At 66.6% G+C, this 19136-nt stretch carries 17 protein-coding genes; 9 read left to right on the forward strand and 8 right to left on the reverse strand.

All coding sequences use genetic code 11. The features are described from left to right. Window positions 1–195: 195 nt before the first annotated feature. From ACERNI_RS11600 to ACERNI_RS11610, 3 genes are all read right to left on the reverse strand, one after another. A complete protein-coding gene (locus tag ACERNI_RS11600; RefSeq protein ID WP_448833448.1) occupies window positions 196–633 on the reverse strand; it encodes an FKBP-type peptidyl-prolyl cis-trans isomerase in 438 nt (145 codons plus the stop codon). Between the two features lie 301 nt (window positions 634–934). Beyond that, a complete protein-coding gene (locus tag ACERNI_RS11605) occupies window positions 935–2686 on the reverse strand; it encodes a lysine--tRNA ligase (protein ID WP_448833449.1) in 1752 nt (583 codons plus the stop codon). Window positions 2687–2823: 137 nt separating this feature from the next. Further along, window positions 2824–3585 (reverse strand): transporter substrate-binding domain-containing protein, encoded by a 762-nt coding sequence (locus ACERNI_RS11610; protein WP_448833450.1) that lies wholly within the window; start codon window positions 3583–3585, stop codon window positions 2824–2826. 184 nt (window positions 3586–3769) lie between these two features. On the opposite strand from ACERNI_RS11610, the gene ACERNI_RS11615 reads away from it, so the two are divergent. Continuing rightward, window positions 3770–5758, forward strand: coding sequence for a glycosyltransferase (locus ACERNI_RS11615; RefSeq protein ID WP_448833451.1), 1989 nt, complete (start codon window positions 3770–3772; stop codon window positions 5756–5758). Here the strand turns inward: ACERNI_RS11615 and ACERNI_RS11620 are convergent. Further along, entirely contained in the window at window positions 5703–6305 is a 603-nt protein-coding gene (locus ACERNI_RS11620) for an SCO family protein (protein WP_448833452.1), read from the reverse strand. The genes ACERNI_RS11615 and ACERNI_RS11620 overlap by 56 nt on opposite strands. 279 nt (window positions 6306–6584) lie before the next feature. Here ACERNI_RS11620 and hutX point away from each other — a divergent pair, with 279 nt between their 5' ends. Together hutX and ACERNI_RS11630 are read left to right on the forward strand one after the other, a co-directional pair. Continuing rightward, the gene (hutX, locus tag ACERNI_RS11625; RefSeq protein ID WP_448833453.1) at window positions 6585–7094 is read left to right on the forward strand and encodes a heme utilization cystosolic carrier protein HutX; all 510 of its coding nucleotides are present in this window, start codon (window positions 6585–6587) and stop codon (window positions 7092–7094) included. 151 nt (window positions 7095–7245) lie between these two features. Then, a complete protein-coding gene (locus ACERNI_RS11630) occupies window positions 7246–8340 on the forward strand; it encodes an acyltransferase family protein (RefSeq protein WP_448833454.1) in 1095 nt (364 codons plus the stop codon). Between the two features lie 167 nt (window positions 8341–8507). Here ACERNI_RS11630 and ACERNI_RS11635 read toward each other — a convergent pair whose 3' ends face one another. Then, window positions 8508–8903 (reverse strand): response regulator, encoded by a 396-nt coding sequence (locus ACERNI_RS11635; RefSeq protein WP_448833455.1) that lies wholly within the window; start codon window positions 8901–8903, stop codon window positions 8508–8510. 356 nt (window positions 8904–9259) lie between these two features. Further along, window positions 9260–10474, reverse strand: a complete 1215-nt coding sequence (locus ACERNI_RS11640; RefSeq protein ID WP_448833456.1) for an NADP-dependent isocitrate dehydrogenase — start codon at window positions 10472–10474, stop codon at window positions 9260–9262. Window positions 10475–10788: 314 nt separating this feature from the next. Between ACERNI_RS11640 and glk the strand changes: the two genes are divergently transcribed. The 6 genes from glk to ACERNI_RS11670 all read left to right on the forward strand — a co-directional run bounded on the left by glk (window position 10789) and on the right by ACERNI_RS11670 (window position 17137). Continuing rightward, window positions 10789–11799, forward strand: coding sequence for a glucokinase (gene glk / locus ACERNI_RS11645; protein WP_448833457.1), 1011 nt, complete (start codon window positions 10789–10791; stop codon window positions 11797–11799). Between the two features lie 309 nt (window positions 11800–12108). Next, window positions 12109–12936: an RNA methyltransferase gene (locus ACERNI_RS11650; protein WP_448833458.1), complete on the forward strand. Its 828-nt coding sequence runs from the start codon at window positions 12109–12111 to the stop codon at window positions 12934–12936. A 230-nt stretch (window positions 12937–13166) separates the two neighbouring features. After that, complete coding sequence (locus ACERNI_RS11655) at window positions 13167–14558, forward strand: alpha/beta hydrolase family protein (RefSeq protein WP_448833459.1); 1392 nt, start codon at window positions 13167–13169, stop codon at window positions 14556–14558. 115 nt (window positions 14559–14673) lie between these two features. Next, window positions 14674–15534, forward strand: coding sequence for a glutamate racemase (gene murI / locus ACERNI_RS11660; RefSeq protein WP_448833460.1), 861 nt, complete (start codon window positions 14674–14676; stop codon window positions 15532–15534). Between the two features lie 278 nt (window positions 15535–15812). Beyond that, on the forward strand, window positions 15813–16430 hold the full coding sequence (rpsD, locus tag ACERNI_RS11665) for a 30S ribosomal protein S4 (protein WP_448833461.1): 618 nt from the start codon (window positions 15813–15815) through the stop codon (window positions 16428–16430). 173 nt (window positions 16431–16603) lie between these two features. Further along, a complete protein-coding gene (locus tag ACERNI_RS11670) occupies window positions 16604–17137 on the forward strand; it encodes a hypothetical protein (protein WP_448833462.1) in 534 nt (177 codons plus the stop codon). Window positions 17138–17176: 39 nt separating this feature from the next. Here ACERNI_RS11670 and ACERNI_RS11675 read toward each other — a convergent pair whose 3' ends face one another. Both ACERNI_RS11675 and ACERNI_RS11680 read right to left on the reverse strand, forming a co-directional pair. Beyond that, on the reverse strand, window positions 17177–18223 hold the full coding sequence (locus tag ACERNI_RS11675; protein ID WP_448833463.1) for a bile acid:sodium symporter family protein: 1047 nt from the start codon (window positions 18221–18223) through the stop codon (window positions 17177–17179). Window positions 18224–18659: 436 nt separating this feature from the next. Beyond that, window positions 18660–18887, reverse strand: coding sequence for a hypothetical protein (locus tag ACERNI_RS11680; RefSeq protein WP_448833464.1), 228 nt, complete (start codon window positions 18885–18887; stop codon window positions 18660–18662). Between the last annotated feature and the right edge of the window lie 249 nt (window positions 18888–19136).

Consider the following 19136-nt stretch of genomic DNA (forward strand, 5'->3'; position numbering starts at 1 on the left):
GGCTGCGCCCGCTTCGTCACAAGCCCATTGGGGCGCCTCCGGCAAAGGCGAAGCCCGGTTCTGCGGGCGTGCGGGCGCGGCGCCAGCCGGAACGCCAAAGGGCGACCCTTGCGGATCGCCCCCCTGATGCATGCCGGATACCGGAGCCTGCTCCAGTTTCCCCTGTTTCGAGCGAACTCTGGCCGCAAGGCGCTTTTAGCGGACGCCGAGCAGCTCCACGTCGAAAATCAGCGTGGCGTTTGGCGGAATGACGCCGCCAGCGCCGCGGGCGCCGTAGCCGAGTTCGGCCGGAATGGTCAGGATGCGCTTGCCGCCCACTTTCATGCCGGCGACGCCTTCGTCCCAGCCGCGAATGACCTGGCCGCCACCAAGGCCGAACTCGAACGGCTGGTTGCGGTCGCGCGAGGAGTCGAACTTCTTGCCCGGCTTGCCGTTGTTATCCAGCCAGCCGGTGTAGTGCACCTTGACCTGCTGGCCGGCTTTCGCCACCGGGCCGGTTCCGACGACTTCGTCCTTGTACTTCAGGCCGGAGGGGAGGGTGGTGGTTTCGGCGGCGGATACGTTTGCGGTCATGGCGAGAACTGCTGCTCCTGCGAGGGGGATCAGGGTGCGGGAAATCATCGAACGGAACATGCCCTGGGCTTCCTTCCTGGCGTTTTCCCGCGCGGCATGATGCGCCACGCGTCAGGAAAACGCATCAACCAGACAGACAGGGCAAGCTCCGGTTCAAGGGGAACGGATTTTGCCCCGGCGCGCGCTTCATCGAAGCGACGGTCGCCGCAGAGATTAGCGGCATCCGTGTCGAAATTGCGATGACCTGGGGTGCGCGATGATGCGGAAACGTCCACCGCCATCGCGTGTCCACAGCCAGTTACGCGGCGGCAGCCCGGGCGCGGGTTTGCCATCACCCGCCTTGCCATCACTTGCCTTGCCGTCAGCCTGCCTTGCCTGGGGCGCGGGCCGCCAGGAAAGCCTGGTGATCGGCGATGAGCTGGCCATCGAGGCCCTTGCGGATCAGCGCCAGGGTGCCCGGGATGCCAAGGATCGCGGCGAACGAACCGAAGCGGGGCCCGCGCTCCTCGCCGAGCAGGATCTGGTACAGGGCGTTGAACCAGGCGCCCGAGACGCCGGGGCGCTCCGGCGTCGCGCCCTTGGCCTTGAAGTCCTGATAGTCGGGCACGGTGCGGCCCACTTCATAGACCACGTCCTGGATCTGGCCTGCGTCGGCGTTGTCCGGCAGGGCGGCGAGGCGCTCCGCCAGATCTTCCAGCGCCTTGCGCTCGCTGTCGGACGGCGGACGATAGCTCTTCGCCGGCTTGACGAAGTCCTGGAAGTTGCGCACGGCGTAGCCCAGCAGGCTGTCGAGGCGCGGGTGGGTTTCCGGCGCGGCTGCCGGCGCATAGCGCTTCAGGAACTGCCACAGGCCTTCCTTCGTCTCGGCGTTGGCGACAGCGGCCAGGTTGAGCAGCAGGCCGAAGGAAATCTGCGTCGGGCGCGGCGCGTTTTCACCGGTTTCCGCGCCGGCCTGGGTCACGACCTCCGGGGCCGGCGGATTGCCGCCATGGATATGGTGCACCGGATTGCCGAGGCGCTGCTTCGCGTCCTGCCGCGCATAGGCGTCGAGGAACGACAGATATTCGTCGACATTGCGCGGAATGACGTCGAAGTGCAGCCGCTTGGCCTCGCGCGGACGGGCGAACATGAACAGCGCCAGGCTTTCCGGCGCGCCATAGGTCAGCCAGTCCTCGATCGTCAGGCCGTTGCCCTTCGACTTGGAGATCTTCTGCCCCTTTTCGTCGAGGAACAGCTCATAATTGAAGCCTTCCGGCGGCTGGGCGCCGAGGGCGCGGGCGATCTGGCCCGACAGCTTCACCGAGTCGATCAGGTCCTTGCCGGCCATTTCGTAGTCGACGCCCAGCGCCGTCCAGCGCATGGCCCAGTCCGGCTTCCACTGCAGCTTGGCGTGGCCGTCGAGAGCCGACGTCTCGAAGCGCTCGCCGCTCTCCGGATCGCGCCATACCAGGGTGGCGCTGTCGGCCCGCACCTCGTCGATGGGAACCTGCATCACATGGCCGGTGACCGGATGGATCGGCAGGAACGGCGAATAGGTGCTGGCGCGTTCGGCGCGCAGCGACGGCAGCATCACTTTCATCACCGCGTCATAGCGGTTCAGCACCAGGCGCAGGGTGTCGTTGAAGCGGCCGGACCTGTAGCACTCCGTCGCCGACAGAAACTCGTACTCGAAGCCGAAGCTGTCGAGGAAGGCGCGCAGCCGGGCGTTGTTGTGCTGGCCGAAGCTCTCATGGGAGCCAAAGGGGTCCGGGACCTGGGTCAGCGGCTTGTTGAGGTGCCGGGCCAGCAGGTCGCCGTTCGGCACATTGTCCGGCACCTTGCGCAGGCCGTCCATGTCGTCGGAGAAGGCGATGAGGCGCGTCGGCACGGAATCATTGGTCAGCAGGCGGAAGGCGTTGCGCACCATGGTGGTGCGGGCGACCTCGCCGAAGGTGCCGATGTGCGGCAGGCCAGACGGGCCATAGCCGGTCTCGAACAGCACGTAACCCTTGTCTTTGCCAGCTTTCACCGCGGCTTCGCGGCGCGCAACGAGCTTGCGCGCTTCTTCGAACGGCCAGGCGGAGGACGTCTGGGCGGCCTCCACGAGCTGCGGGTCGAAAGCGGACGTGGTCATGGAACAGCGACTCTTTTCAAAAATATTCTGCCGGCAATGGCGGCGACAGCGCCTTCAATGTGGCCGGCGAAGCGCCGCGTCAAGGCTGCCGCCCGCCCGCCCGCCGCCTTCCGGCCAGCGGACCCGCGAAAAACCGTTCAGAAAAAGCTGACCGGAAAGTAACGCAGGTACAGTTCGTCGTAACGTCCGTCGCTCCACATCTGTTGCAGGGCATAATCAAAGGCGCGTTGCAGCGCCGCATCGTTGCGGCGAACAATGAAGCCGACGCCCTCGCCAAAAAACGCGTCTGAAAGGTAGGGGCCGCCGGTGAAGCCGCAGCAATTGCCGGACAGGCTGCCGTCCTGCCACAGCGCCATGCCCAGCCCGTCGCCGAATACATAGGGAACCTCGCCGGCGCGCAACGCCGCGCCAGCCGTTGGCAGATCGGGATAGGGTTTCAGCGGCGAGGCCGGAAAACTGGCCTTCAGCCAGGCTTCATGGGCCGAGCCGGCGACCACGCCGATGATCTTGCCGGCAAAATCCTTTGCGCCAGGCTCGGGCAGGGCTTCGCCGTTTTTCACCATGAAACGCCCGGGAAATCGCATGTAGGGCCGGGTGACGGTGAAGCGCTCCAGCAAGCCCGGCGTGGTTGGGATGGCGGCGATGATCACATCGCCCTTGCCCGCGGCCAGGGCGTCGAGCAGCGTGTCGAAGCGGCGGGTCTGGATGGTGCAGACGACGCCAAGACGGTCGCAGGCGGACCGCGCGAGATCAACGGCGAAGCCGGTGGGGCGATTGTTGTCGCCGGCGAAATTCAGCGGCGGAAAGCTGTCATCGGTCAGGATGCGGATGGTCCCGGCGCCGCTCATGTCAGGGCGCTCCAGCCGCGTGTTGGGATTGCCAAACATGGGGATGCGCACGGCGGACTGCGGTGCGGCGGAGGTCGCGGGCCCGGCAGTAGCTGGCCCGGCGGGCGCAGATGCGGCGAACGCCGGTCCAAGCAACGCGGAAGCAATGACAAGAACAACGGTTGCGGCGACAGTGGCAAGCAAGTTAAGGTTTAATATCGTTCGCAACAACGCAATGCTCTTCATCCGGTGCTCCATGCGCGCAGCCACGGTTCTCCAGCGGCGACGTCTGACGCGGGTGCTGCCCGCGAATGATGATGGCGTCCCGGCGCCGGTGCAAGGCGCTGGCAGCGCTCCGGAGGCGTTTTTCCCCGTGGGCGCGGCTTTGCCGCCGCAGCTCTCCTTCCTTTGCGGCCATGGTCTGACGCGCACCGCGCTGGATCAGGCGGCGGAGATGGCGCGGCGTTGGGGCGTCCCGCCCGAGCAGGCGCTGTTCGCCGCCGGCATGATGGAGCCGCACGCCTATTATCGCGCGCTCGCCCAGGAACTGGGCGCGCCCTTCGCGGCGGGCGCCCTTCGCGGCGGCGGCCTGCGGCTGGGCGCTGGCGCCAGCTATCCGGAGAGCATCGCCGCCGGCGTCGCGCCGGCGCTGGATGACAATGGCCGCCGCCTGTTCGTGCTGGCGCCCCAGGGCGCGATGCTCGCCCGCCTGTTGCGCGGTCGCATGGAAATCGTCAACGCCGCTATCGTCACGCCGGAGGCGCTGGAACGGGCGGTGATGCGGCGCCACGCGCCCGCCATCGCCCATGACGCGGGCCACGGGCTGGCTGACGCGCGGCCCGATCTTTCCTGCCGCGAGGGGGTGGGTCGTGGCCAGGCCCTGGTTCTGGCGCTTGGCTTGCCGGCCATCATGCTGCTGGCCGCGCTGGCGCCCGCCATCGCCGCCGCGCTGTTCGCCGCCGTGTTCCTCAGTCACGCCGTCGTCCGGCTGGCCGCGACGTTCGCCGGGCCAGCCAGTGCATCTGGCGCGCGCGATCTCGCGCCGCTGGCCGACGCCGACCTGCCGGCGTTCACCGTGATCGTTCCGGTCTATGGCGAGGCCCACATGGCGGGCCACATCCTGCAATCGCTGGAGCGGCTGGATTATCCGCGCGCCCGTCTTGACGTGAAAATCGTGGTGGAGGCGGACGACCACGCCACGCGAACCGCCTTTATCGCACTGCAGCCGCCGTCGTGGATCAGCATCATCGTTGCGCCGCCGGGCGAGCCCCGCACCAAGCCGCGGGCGCTTAACGTGGCGTTGGCGACCGCGCGCGGTGCGCTCACCACCATTTACGATGCCGAGGATGCGCCCGACCCCGACCAGTTGCGCAAGGCCGCGACGGCGTTCCGCGCCGCGCCGCCGGACGTCGCCTGCCTGCAGGCGCGCCTCGCCATCGACAACAGCGCCGACGGCTGGCTGCCAGCCTGTTTCGCGCTGGAATACGCCGCGTTGTTTGACGCCATCAATCCGGGTCTGGCCCAGCTTGGCCTGCCGGTGCCGCTTGGCGGCACCTCCAACCATTTCCGCACCGACGCGCTGCGTCAGGTGCAGGGTTGGGACGCCTGGAACGTCACGGAGGACGCGGATCTTGGTCTGCGCCTGGCGCGGGCCGGCTGGCGCGTCGCCGATCTGGACTCGGCCACGCTCGAGGAGGCGCCGGTGCAATTGCGCGCCTGGCTGGCGCAGCGGACGCGCTGGTTGAAGGGCTGGATGCAGGTGGCCATCACCCACTCGCGGGCGCCGGGCCAGACCGTGCGCGAGCTTGGCCTGCTGGGCGCGTGGGCCGCCGGCGCCCAGTGCGCCGGGGTGGTGCTCAGCGCGCTCGGTTTTCCCCTGTTCGTTCTGGGCGTCGCAATCCAGCTGGCTTCCGGCGCGTTGCTGTCGCTGGACGGCTGGCAGGCGCGCCTTGGGGCGGCTTCGGCCATCGCGGTGGCGCTGGCCGGTCTGGTCTCCGGCGTCGCGCCGCTGGTCCTCGGCGCGCGGCGGCGCAAGCTGCTGCCCCTGCTGTTGCTCGCGCCGCTGCTACCTTTCTATTACGCGCTGGTCTCGCTGGCCGCGTGGCGCGCGCTGGCCGAGCAGATCCGCAGCCCCGCCCGGTGGAACAAAACCCGGCATGGGGTGGCGCGCTCATCCCGCTCCGGGCGGCTCACATATATTGGCGGAACTCTTTCGCCGCTTCGGCGGGCGGACGCTTCAGATTGAAACCGCCGACGAAGTGGCCCTTGCGATCCATCAGATAGACCATTGCCGTATGGTCCATGGTGTATTCGCCGCCCTTCTGCTCCACCTTGCGGGCGTAGACGCGAAAGGCGCGCGCGACGGCGTCAATCTGTTCCTGGGAGCCGGTCAGGCCGACGATGCGCGGATCAAAACTGCCCAGATAGTCCTTCATCACGCCCTGGGTGTCGCGGGCCGGATCAACGGTGATGAACACCGCCCGGGCCTTCGCATCCTTGCCCAGGGCCTCCAGCATCTGCGAGACCTCATAGAGGGTCGAGGGGCAGATGTCGGGACAATGGGTGAAGCCGAAGAACAGCAGATAAGGCGCCCCGCGCAAGGTGGCGTCGGTGACCGTGTTGCCGTTCTGGTCGGTCAGGGCAAACGGCGCGCCGACGCCTGGAGACGCGGCCCCACCCTGGATCTGTCGCCAGGCGAACAGGCCGCCCGCCAGTATGGCGAGGCCAAGCACAAACACGCCAAGGGTCAGGGCGAGCCGGCGGGAAGGGGCGCGGGAGGGGGCGGAAGACATGGCTTTGCTCCTGTTTCCTGTGCTCCGGACGCCTGGAGCCTGATCCGTTGATCGTGAGCAGCTGATCGTGAACGCCTGATCGTCAGCTGGGTCCGCATCACGCCCTGCTTTAACCGCCCGCCGCCGCCAGGTCACTCACAGACGGCGGGACATGACGTCGCCGTTTGCTGGAACCATTCCAGAACAAACAGTTCGCGCCTTTCCGCTGGCTGTGCCAAATGGGCCATGCGGGCGAAGCCATGCCGGGGCGTCGCCGGGTTGATGAGGAAGGACGCGGGAATGACGGATGTGAATGCGGATACGGTTGCGGCGCTCCGGGCGGAGATCGCTGAAAAGCCCGACGGCGTGCTGGAAGCGCTGGCCGAGCGGCACCAGACGACAATGAAAACCGTGTTCTCGGCGCTGCCGGAGGGCCAGGCGACGCCGGTCGCCGCCAGCCGCTTCGAGGAGCTGTGGGCTGATCTCGCCACCTGGGGCGACGTCACCTTCATCGTTCACACCCGCGACGGCGTGTTTGAGACCAAGGCGCCGGTTCCGCCGGGCTCCCATGGCCGCGGCTATTTCAATATCCACGGCGACAGCCCGCTGGGCGGCCATATTCGCGCCGACCGCTGCGACTCGATCTGGTTCGTGGACCGGCCGTTCTTCGGTCGGCGCTCCTGCTCGCTGGTGTTCGTCAATACGGATGGCGAGGCCATGTTCAAGGTGTTTGTCGGTCGCGATGCGCAGCGCGAGCTGAACCCGCAGCAGGTCGCCCGTTTTGAGGCGTTGCGCGCCAATCTGGGCTGACCCTGTCTGGATCTGATCGACACTGGAGCGGTCTGACGCCTGTCAGGCCGCCTTTTTTTCGTCACTGTGGCCGCAACGCCATGGTTCCTTGATTGTCTCCAGATCTGAATAATTCTAATTAGAACTATTCAGGGTTGCGGGGCTCAGGGCCATGATGAAGCAGGAAAATCTGCCGCTGACGTCATTGCGTGGCGTCGCGGCGCTGTGGGTCGTGGCCCATCACCTGACCCTGCGTTTCATCGACACGGGCCTGTCCACGCCAGATCGCTTCCTGTTTCCGGGCGGCGTCGCCGTCGACATCTTCTTCATTCTGAGCGGCCTGGTGATGGCGGCGACCTATCGCGACCTGACGCAACCGGGCATTCCGGGCTTCATGGTCCGCCGTATTTTCCGCATCTATCCCCTGCATCTGTTCGTCATGGCCGGGCTCATCGGCGTGGCGATCCTGCGCCTGCTCGCCGGCCTGCAACCGGCGCCTGGCGACAACTGGGCGCGATTGCCGGAAGCCCTGCTGCTGCTGCAGCCGTTTCGCGACCAGCCGTTGACCTGGGGGGTCGCCAGCTGGTCAGTCGGCATCGAGATGGCCTGCTACCTGGCGTTCCCCCTGTTGCTGCCGCTGATGCGGGGCCTGCCGCGTCGTGCGGCCGCGGTGTTGGCGGTGGCGCTGGGGCTGGTCGAATTCCTGGTGCTGAGCCGCGTGGGCGCGGCGGTGGCGGGGCCGGGGGCTGTCGCGCGCGGCTTCGCCGGCTTCACTTTCGGCATGGCGATCGCCATGAGCCTGCAAGGCGTGCGCCCGCCGAAGCTGGCGCAAAATCTGCTGGAGCCGGCGGCCGTCATCGGCATTGTCGCGGCGTTGGCGTCTGGACATCCCGAGCTGACGCCGCTGTTCGCGGCGGGGCTGATCGCCCTGCTGTTTGCTGGCCGCGGTCCGGTCGCTGTCGCACTGGAGCAGAAGGCGCTGCACTGGCTCGGCAAGACCTCGTATTCGGTCTACCTCACCCACCTGCCGGTGATCGGCCTGTTCGCGCTTGCCGTTCCGCCGCAAGCCCTGCCGCTGTCAGGGGTGGCTGGCCTCGTGCTCTGGTCAGTGTCCGTCACCGTCCTGGTGCTCGCGGTTTCGTATCTGTGCTGGCGTTTCGTGGAAGAGCCGGCGCGGCGCCATGGCGCGCGCCTCGCCCGGCGGCAGGGCAAAGCGGTGGACGCCGCCGGCGCCCATCGGGGCTCCGAGGCCGCCGGCGCCGCCTGACGCTGGGGCATCCGGTCGTTCTGGTTGCGTCGCTCCTTCCGGTTCGCCGCCCGATGCCCGGCTGCGGCTGCGCGTTGGCGGGGTGGGCGGGCAGGGACTTCGGGCAGGGGCTTCGGGCAGGAACTTCTGGCAGCGGCTTTCTGGGCAAGAGCTGCCGGGCAGGAGCTTCAGACGCGCGCGTTGCGGCCCTGTTCCAATGAGGAGTTCACGGCGCTGGCCAGGTCGCGGAACAGGAAGGGCTTGCCAAGCACGGTGGCCAGCGGATTGCCTGCCAGTTCCGCCCCCAGGTCCTCCGCGCCGTAGCCGGTGATGAAGATCACCGGCAGCCCGGGAAAACGCTCCAGACAGGCGGCGTAAAACGCCTGGCCGGTGGTGTCCGGCAGGCCTACGTCTGAAACCAGCAGGTCGATGCGCGCGCCGTCCAGCAGCGACAGCGCCTCGGCGCCCGTTGGGGCGTCCAGCACCGTGCAGCCTGCTTCCTCCAGCATGTCCAGGGTCGTCATCCGCACAAACATCTCGTCCTCGACCAGCAGGACGACGGGCGACGGCATGGCGGCGTTCATGCGCGGTGATCCCCCGGCTGGCGCACTGGCGCAGCCGCATGGGCTGGCCCCTCCGCCATGGCCGGATGCTGGCGTAATCTGTCGTGCGTATTCACGGGGGAGCCTTCCTGGGCAGAGGCCGCCGGATGCCAGCCCCGATGAGCCCGGCCCATCGGGGCTGGATGAAGCCCGGGCGCAAGCTGCAGCAGGCAGGCGGCTGCATCACGATGTATGGTTTCGTTTTAGCTGAAACCGCCCGCGCCGGAAAGGCGTCGCCGCGCGCGGGACCAGAGCGGCGCCCCCCGCGGGCCGCAAAAAAAAAGCGCGGCGAAATCCTCGCCGCGCTTTCAGGGATGTCAGTCTGGAAGGGATGGGCCTCAGGCGGCCATCGCCTTCTTCAGGTTCTCGTCGATCTTGTCGAGGAAGCCGGTGGTCGACAGCCACTTCTGGTCGGCGCCGACCAGCAGGGCGAGGTCCTTGGTCATGTAGCCGGCCTCGACGGTGTCGACGCAGACCTTCTCGAGGGTCGCGGCGAACTTCGCCAGTTCGGCGTTGTTGTCCAGCTTGGCGCGATGGGAGAGGCCGCGGGTCCAGGCGAAGATCGAGGCGATGGAGTTGGTCGAGGTCTCCTTGCCCTTCTGGTGTTCGCGGTAGTGGCGGGTCACGGTGCCGTGGGCGGCTTCCGATTCGACCGTCTTGCCATCGGGGGTCATCAGCACCGAGGTCATCAGGCCGAGCGAGCCGAAGCCCTGGGCGACGATGTCCGACTGCACGTCGCCATCGTAGTTTTTGCAGGCCCAGACGTAGCCGCCGGACCACTTGAGGGCCGAGGCGACCATGTCGTCAATCAGGCGGTGCTCATAGGTGATGCCGAGGGCGTCGAAGCGCTCCTTGAACTCGGCGTCGAACACTTCCTGGAACAGATCCTTGAAGCGGCCGTCATAGGCCTTGAGGATGGTGTTCTTGGTCGACAGGTACACCGGGTACTTGCGGGCGAGGCCGTAGTTGAACGAGGCGCGGGCGAAGTCGCGGATCGACTCGTCCAGGTTGTACATGGCCATGGCCACGCCCGAACCCGGCGCCTTGAACACTTCCTTCTCGATCACCTGGCCGTCTTCGCCGACGAACTTGATGGTCAGCGTGCCCTTGCCAGGGAACTTGAAGTCGGTGGCGCGATACTGGTCGCCGAAGGCGTGACGGCCAACGACGATCGGCTGGGTCCAGCCCGGCACGAGGCGCGGCACGTTCTTGCAGATGATCGGCTCGCGGAAGATCACGCCGCCAAGGATGTTGCGGATGGTGCCGTTCGGCGACTTCCACATCTCCTTGAGGCCGAATTCCTCGACGCGCTGCTCGTCGGGGGTGATGGTGGCGCATTTCACGCCGACGCCGTGCTTCTTGATGGCCTCGGCGGCGTCGATGGTCACCTGGTCGTTGGTGGCGTCGCGATGCTCAACCCCGAGGTCGAAATACAGCAGATCGATGTCGAGGTAGGGGTGGATCAGCTTGTCCTTGATCTGCTGCCAGATGATCCGGGTCATCTCGTCGCCGTCAAGCTCGACAACGGGGTTGGCTACCTTGATCTTTGCCATCGACTCTGTCCTCGCGGATTGTTCAGTCGTCACATTCTGCGCGTCAGGCCCAGCGGCCTGCGCGCCTCCCGCTGGGCTTTCTGGGCGATTTCCCGCCTGGCTGCAATGTCTGATCGCTTCAAAAGCACGCAAATCGAAAAAACCTGGCGTTTGCGGCAACGGAAAGATGGGCCTCCGCATGACGCTCCGGCGGCCTGGCGCGACGGATGCGCGCGGATGTCGCCAGTTGGGGGCAGCCGGCGCGGTTGCAATTGTGGCGCCTGATGCACCAACATCACGCCAGCGCGTTGGAACTGGCAACGGAAGGACGCCGGATGGCATCAACAGTGATCCTGGCCGATATCGGCGGCACCAATGCCCGGTTTGCGTTGGCGGGCGGCGGCGGCGCGGGCGAGGTGGCGCACTTCGCGGTCGCTGACTATGCAGGGTTTGACGATGCGATGGAGCATTTCCTTGAAATGCGCCGGGCCGTCGCGGAGCGACCGGTCGCGGCCGCCATCGCCATCGCCGGCCCGGTGTCGCGCGGGGCCGGCAGCCTCACCAACAGCCACTGGCGTTTCAGCGAGACGGACATAGCCCGTCGCTTCGGCATCCCGCACGTGCGCCTGCTCAACGACTTCGAGGCGCTGGCCTGGGGGCTGCCGCTGCTGCGTCCCGAGCACCTGACGCGCATCGTCGGCCGGCATCCGGCGGCGGGTTACGCCGCCGCGCGCCCGTCCGGCGGGCCAACCCCCGGCAGCAACGGGCGCCTTGTGGCCGTGGGGCCAGGAACGGGACTTGGCGTCGCCTGCCATGATCCGGAAGGCGCCGGCCTGGTCCTCGCCTCCGAAGGGGGGCATATCAACGCGCCATCGTGGAGCGCGCGCATCGACGCGATCATTGACTGGCTGCGCTCGGATCTGGGCCATGTCTCGGTGGAGCGGATGGTGTCCGGCCAGGGGCTTGAGAACACCTACCGGGCGGTCGCGGCGCTGGAGGGCATGCCCGCCCGTCAGGAAGACGCGGCCGCGATCACCCGGGCGGCGCTGGACCGGAGCGATCCGGTGGCCATCGAGACCGTCGAGATTTTCTGCGCCATGCTCGGGGAGGCCGCTGGCAATTATGCGCTGGCCTTTGGCGCTTCTGGCGGCGTTTATATCGCCGGCGGCATCGCGCCGCGCATCGTCGATCTGCTCCAGGCTTCCGAGTTCAGGGAGCGCTTCGTTGCCAAGGGGCGGTTTCGCGCCTGGCTGGATCCGGTTCCGACCTGGCTGGTGTCCCATCCCAATCCAACTTTTCTGGGCCTCGAGGCGGTGGCGAGCCGCATCGTGGGGGAAAGCCACTGAGGCGTTGTCTGGCCGCAGCCGGCCCTGGCGTCTGGCCGGCATGGGCGGGGCGCGTTAAACGCGGGTTGCGCGGCGGCGCCAGTCCGTTGCACATGGCCAGCGTATATGGCCAGGACATTCATGGACTACATGGCCGCTGCCGGATTCAGGCGGGCGGCATCGGCCGCAATGTTCCGGGCTGACGTGAACAACCGGGCGTGGCGTCATCCATGTTCGGGCTGACGCGCTCCCGGCCCGTGACGGCCCCTGACCGGCCGGGGGGCATTCAGGCCAGATTGCAGGCCAGGTTGCAGGCAAAGTTGGAAGCCAATGGCTGGAACAGATCATACCCGTCCACTGATTGAGGGCGGTCCCGTCATAATTCTGGTGCGGCCGCAACTGGGCCAGAACATCGGCATGGCCGCGCGCGCCATGGCCAATTTTGGCCTAGGCCGCATGCGGCTGGTGGCGCCGCGCGACGGCTGGCCCCAGGAGGATGCCTTCGCGGCCGCATCGGGCGCCGTGCATGTGCTGGAGAATGCGCAGCTCTTCCCTGATCTGGAGTCAGCTGTCGCGGACTGCAATCACGTCTACGCCTGCACGGCCCGCGAGCGCGGGCAGGCCAAGGATGTGATCGGCGCCGATGTGGCGGCGGCGCGCGCCTCGGCGGCCATGGCCGCGCAGGAAACGGTCGCCATTGTCTTTGGCCCGGAGCGCAGCGGCCTTGAGAACGATGAGGTGGGGCTCGCCGACACCATCATCACCTTCCCGGTCAATCCGGGTTTCGCCTCGCTGAACCTCGCCCAGTCGGTGCTGCTGGTGGGCTATGAATGGTTCCGCATGGCGCACATGGCGGCCCCGGCGCCGGCCGTGTCGAAATCGCCGCCGGCGCGGCGGGAATCCGTGCTGTCGTTTTTCGAGTTCCTTAAACAGGAGCTTGATAACGTCGGCTTCTTCGCGCCGGCGGAAAAGCGCCCGGTCATGACCCGCAACATGCTCAATATCTTCCATCGCCTGACGATGACCGAGCAGGACGTGCGCACCCTGCGCGGCGCCATCGCGGCGCTGGTCACTGGCCGGCGCGGCGTGCGGCCGTCAAAGGCGTTGCGCCGTGATGCCGGCGACGATAACGGAATGGACGACATGCCGCCGGTCTGAGCGGCTGGCGATCACGAAGCTGGGCCAGACTGCGCCGCAGCCTTCAGTCCGGTCATAAAATGTTATAAATCAGGGGATTGGAGCCTGTCTCCGGCTCCGGTCGATTGTATTTGCCCGCCAGAGCATTTTCGGGAAAAGCCAAATCCGCTTTTCGGAAGGAAAATGCGTATAATCAAACGGATGGAGCGCCTCCGGTGAACCATGGCTCACCGGAGGCGCTCTGGAAACAGATGGGTGTCGCCGCGATGTCAGCAATACTGGCCGTCCTGTTCCGCAACGCCGCCATACCGGCGCGGCTGGCCGCCCGCGGCCGGGCCCTGCTTGGCCGCCGGGCGGCGGGCCTTCCGCGCCAGGCGCTGCTGGCGGCGGGTCTGGCGGCGGCCGTTGTGGCCGCGCCGCCGGCCAGCATGCCGGCGCTCGCCATGGGCGCGCCGGGCCAGCCGAAGACCGGCCCGGGCGGAGCTGACTACGCAATTGCCGCCGCGGACATCGAGAAAAAGGTTTTTGGCGAGGGCAACAGCCGCGCCCTGGCTTTCTTCCCGAGGGGGGCTGCGGCAAAGCCGCGGCCGGTTGTGGTGTTCCTCCACGCGCCGGGCGCCATCTCCCCATCCTGGTATGGCGCCTGGCTGGAGCATCTGGCGCGGCGCGGCAATGTGGTGATCTATCCGCTGTATGAGGAAACCATCGGCGCCGTTCCCTATGACGAAATGACTGGCGAGGCCCTGAAGGGCGTGCGCGCCGCGCTGGCCGGGCTCGCCGCCATGCCGGAGGTCAAGGCGGACGTCAGCGGCCTCAATTTCCTTGGGCATTCCGGCGGCGCGGTCATCGCCGCCAATCTTGCCGCCCTGTCGGGCCGGGATGAATTGCCGCCCGCCCGCCTGCTGTTCGGCGCCATGCCGGCGCGGGGCGGGGCCGAAAAGATTTTTGCGCCGCCACTGGCGAACCTGGCGTCAATTCCACCAAAAGCCGTCGCCATCATGCTGGTGGGCGACAGGGATTCCGTCGCCGGCGATCGCGGCGCCCGCCAGATCCTGACTGCCGCCGGGCATCTGGGGCAGGATCACCGGCTGATCGCCAAAGCGGGTTCTGACAACCACGGCCTGCCGGCGGTGTTCTACAGCCACCACGCGGCGGTGGCGCCCAATGAAGACTGGGACCTGACCAAAATCCCCGGCGCTGCGCCGGCTCCGGCCGCCGCTGCCGCTGGAGGCAAGGCAGCTGGAGGCAAGGTTGTCGCGGGCGCAGCGGCGGGAGCCGCGCCGAAGCTGACGCCGCAGGAGGTGCGCCAGCAGCGCGAGGAGCAGCGCAAGCGGAGCGCCGCCCTGTGGCGCGTCGGCTATGAAGAGCGCCGGGGCCTTGCCGGCTTCGAGGGGCGCACTGTGGGCGCCGGCAACTACGCCATCTGGAAAATCTATGACCTGGCGATGGATACGGTGGCGGCCGGCGGCGACGCCCTGACCCTGAAGCGCGATCCAAAACTGTACGACATGGGTTTGTGGAGCGATGGCTGGCCGCTGCGGCGCCTGAGCGTCGAGACGCCGAAGCCGGTGGCGCACAAGGATGGCCAGGAGGTCTCCCAGGGCGCTCCGGCGGCTGGCGCCGCCGCGCGCGGCGCCCGCTGACGCGCTGGTGGTCAGGCGGAATTAACCAGCGGGCGGTAAGGTTGCGGGCGCCATTGATCCGGTGCGTGGGCCACAGAGGGTGGGCCACGGGAGATTGGGCCACAGGAGACGGAGCATGTCCGGGCCGGTTGTGCTGGTGTTCGACTCAGGGTTGGGCGGGCTGACGGTCTATCGCGAGATTGTCCGGGCCGCGCCCGCCGCCCGTTTTGTCTATGTGGCGGATGATGCGGTGTTCCCCTATGGCGCGCTGACGCCGGAGGCGCTGGTCGCCCGCGTCAACGACGTCATGGATGCGGCCATTGCCCGCTGGCGGCCGGATATCGTCGTCATCGCCTGCCATACCGCCTCCACCCTGGTGTTGCCGCACCTGCGCGCCCGCCATGCGATTCCCTTTGTCGGCACGGTGCCGGCGATCAAGCCCGCCGTCAGCGTCTCGCGCAGCCGGATGATTTCGGTGCTGGCGACGCCTGGCACGGTGGCGCGCGACTACACCCGCGATCTGGTGCGCAACTGGGCTGGCGATTGCGCCGTGGCGCTGGTCGGCTCGCGCCGCCTGGCGACCCTGGCCGAGCAGGCCATGGCGGGGGAGCCGCTCGCCGACAGCGACATCGGGGCCGAACTGGCGCCATGCTTCAATGTCAGCGCCGATGGCGCCCGGCGCACCGACGCCGTGGTGCTGGCCTGCACCCACTATCCCCTGCTGCTGGAGCGATTCAGGGCGCTGGCTCCCTGGCCCGTGGAATGGATTGATCCGGCGCCGGCCATCGCCCGCCGCACCGTGGATCTGCTGGGGCAGTCCGGGTTTGACGTGACGGCGGGGCAGGCGGCCGCGCCGGCGGAAATGGCGCTCACCGGCGGCGCCAGGCTCAATCCGGCCTTGCGGGCGGCGCTCGGGCGTTTTGGCCTGGAGCGCATCCATGTCACGCCAGTCGAAAGCGCGGCGGCGCGTCATCCGCCGGCGGCGCGGGCCGGCTGACCACAGCCTGTGCGGGCGCCGGCCGGCCCGCGGTTTGACAGGGGCGCCGTCACCCTGTATCTGAGGCGGCGTCGCGCGGGTCCATCTGGGCCCGCGTGGCTTTTTAACCGGTCGCCGGATGGAGCATGCAGCTTCCCCTGGCGTCCTGGCGCTCCCGTGTTCCCTGCGGATCTTCCCGCACCGGATCTGTCGGCCCCCTGGGGCAGAGGAGGGCGCGTCCCTGGTTTTGTCTTGCGCGGCTCCTGATTGTGAAGGGGCCGGCGCGAAGGGATTGCGACATGTCGAAGAGGCTTGCTTCCAAGCATAAAATTGACCGCCGTATGGGTCAGAACATCTGGGGACGTCCGAAGTCCCCGGTGAATCGCCGCGAGTACGGCCCCGGCCAGCACGGCCAGCGCCGCAAGGGCAAGATTTCTGACTTCGGCACCCAGCTGCGCGCCAAGCAGAAGCTGAAGGGCTACTACGGCAACATTACCGAGAAGCAGTTCGTCAAGATCTACAAGGAAGCCATCCGTCTGAAGGGTGACTCCGCTGAAAACCTGATCGGCCTGCTCGAGCGTCGTCTGGACGCGGTCGTGTACCGCGCCAAGTTCGTCCCGACCGTGTTCGCCGCCCGTCAGTTCGTGAACCACGGCCACGTCAAGGTGAACGGCCGTCGCGTCAACATTCCGTCCTACCGCGTGCGTCCTGGCGACGTCATCGAGGTCAAGGAAGCGTCGAAGCAGCTGGAGATCGTCATCGTGGCGTCGCAGCTCGCCGAGCGTGACGTGCCGGACTACATCGATGTCGACCACGGCAAGATGACCGCCACCTACACCCGCGTTCCGACCCTGTCTGACGTGCCGTACCCGGTGCAGATGGAGCCGAACCTGGTGGTCGAGTTCTACTCGCGCTGATCCGCTTCCGCCCCGGTTCGCCGGGGCTGGCAGCCAGAATACGAAAAGCCGCCCTTCGGGGCGGCTTTTTTGTTTGGCCGATACATTTGCAGATTGTCTATCTGTCAGCGAATATAAGAATATCCGAGGTGGCAGTTGGATAATTGGATTGTGAAAATTCATGGGGGGAGGGGATGATCGAGGCGGCAACCTGTTCGCTTACCTTGCCTGGCAAGATGCTACGCAGAGGGTTTTGGCTTTACGTTTGGAAAGTGGAGGCGCCGGGGGTGCCTGCCCCTTACCTATATGTAGGACGTACTGGCGATAACAGTAGCCCATATGCCTCTGCGCCTTACACCCGTATGGGGCAGCATCTCGGATCGGTGAAGAATCAGAACGCTCTGCGCCAACATTTATCGAAATTGGTAAGCGACTTGGAATGCTGCACCTATCACCTGATCGCCCATGGGCCGATATTCCCGGAGATAGATAGGCCAGTTTGCGCTGAAGAACGGGCCAAACTCAGGTCGAAACTGTTCGAGTTGCATCGTCCGTGGCGGGATATTGTCGGTGCGTATGAACGCGATCTGGCTAATGCACTACGTGATGCGGGATACAACGTGCTGAATAGCGTTGTATGGAAACATGCAGGCGCCAGGGAGCACTGGCCTCAAATATTGAATGCTTTTTCCGAGCATTTCCCGCGGTTGAAGAGTCAAGCTTCCTGATTCTTATGTGGTGGTGCCAATTGGGGTGTTGCTGCTTGCTCAAATCCCCTCGCCAGCCGCGCCATCGCCGGCTTCCGCAGGGGCGCCGTCAGCGTAGCGGCGCGCCATCACTGCGCAGACCATCAGCTGGATCTGGTGAAACAGCATCAGCGGCAGCACGATGATGCCGACGCTGGCCGCCGGAAACAGCACGCTGGCCATGGGCAGGCCGGAGGCGAGGGTCTTCTTGGAGCCGCAGAAGACAATGGCGATCTCGTCCTGGCGGGAGAAGCCCAGCTTGCGCGCCAGCCAGATGGAAAAGGCCAGCACCACGGCGAGCAGGACGCAGCAGACGACGGTCAGCATCGCGAAATCGCGCGGGCCGAGCAGCGACCACAGGCCATGCGACACCGCCTCGCTGAACGCCAGATACACCACCATCAGGATCGAGCCGCGATCGACCGTCAGGGTCAGCGGCCTGTGGCGGGCGATGAAGCCGCCGACCCAGGGGCGCAGCGCCTGCCCGGCGATGAATGGCAGCAGGATCTGGCAGACGATGCCGATGATCGCCCCCCACGAGACCCCGCCATTGAGGTTCATGAACATCGCCACCAGCAGCGGCGTCAGGAACACGCCCAGAATGTTGGAGGCGGAAGCGCTGCACACCGCCGCCGCCACATTGCCGCCAGCGATGGAGGTGAAGGCAATGGACGACTGCACCGTGGAAGGCAGCAGGCAAAGGTACAGCAGCCCCAGCGCCAGCATCGGGTTGACCAGCGCGCCCAGCGACCAGTTCATCGCCAGGCCCAGCGCCGGAAACAGCACATAGGTGAGCGCCAGCACGGTGAGGTGCAATCGCCAGTGAGTCAGGCCCTCAACCACCGCTTCCCGCGACAGCTTGGCGCCATGCAGGAAGAACAGCAGGCCGATCGCAACATTGGTGAGCAGGGTGAACCAGTGGACCGCTTCCCCCGTGACAGGGAGAAACGAGGCGAGAAACACCGTTCCGACAAGCAGCAGGGTAAAAGCGTCGGGACGAAGCAGGGAGAGGATGCGCAAGGAACTGGCCCGTCTGGAAGTGATCGTGCCCGGCCCCTTATAGAGCATTCTCCCGCAGGGGCGACGCCCCGCCGGAATGGCAGGGCGCCGGTTTCTGCATCCGCGGTCTGGTCCAGCCCCCGGCGCCGGCCTTCACGGCCCCGCGCGCATCGGGTCTGCCCGTCATGGGGCGGGGGCCGGCGATGGGCGATGTTACGGAGATGTCCGCTGGCATGCGGCGTATGTGCTCTGAAAGCAGTCGCCGTAGTGACCGGAGACCTGTGACGGCCGCATGCAGGCCGCGACAGCTTCATTGCTGCAGCGGAGATTGCGCGCATGGATCGCCGAGGCAGAGGCATGGGTCTGGGCGATCGACAGGACCAGTGCGCATCCGGCAAGGCTGCTGAGGCGGCATATGGCGTGGCGGTTCATGGGGCGTCTCCGTCGTGATGGGGCGGCCCGGGGGTTGACCGTTGCCGGATCAATCCCCGGGCCGCGCCGGATTTCAGCGCATCGACTGCATGCATGCGGCGTATTCAATCTTGAAGCAGACGTTGTAATTTTCGAGATTGTGCCGGGATCCCCGGCACGCCGAGGCAGCCTGTCCGCTGCATTCGAGATTGCGCACCTGGCCGGTGGAGGCGGAAGCGCGGGCCTGGGGCGCCGATAGCGCCGCGAGGCATCCGGTCAGCCAGACAAGATGATACAGGGCGGGCTTATGCAATGCGGGCATGATCTGCCTCCGTTGTTTTGTATATGTAAATACATGTTCGCTGTTGCGACGCTGATAAAATTACTGATTTCGAACATGCCCGGTAATTTCCGAACGCTGCGGAATTGTCGATAAATATTCGGACTAATTCTGGATGCTCTGATTTTTTTTGCCCGAATAACGCGCGCGCGTCGGGCTGATTTGCACTCCGACGCTGGCGCAAGCCGCGCCGCTTGCTGCTGGCGCGCTCCGCATCACGAAAAATCTCAA

The sequence above is a fragment of the Camelimonas sp. ID_303_24 genome (genome assembly GCF_053543495.1).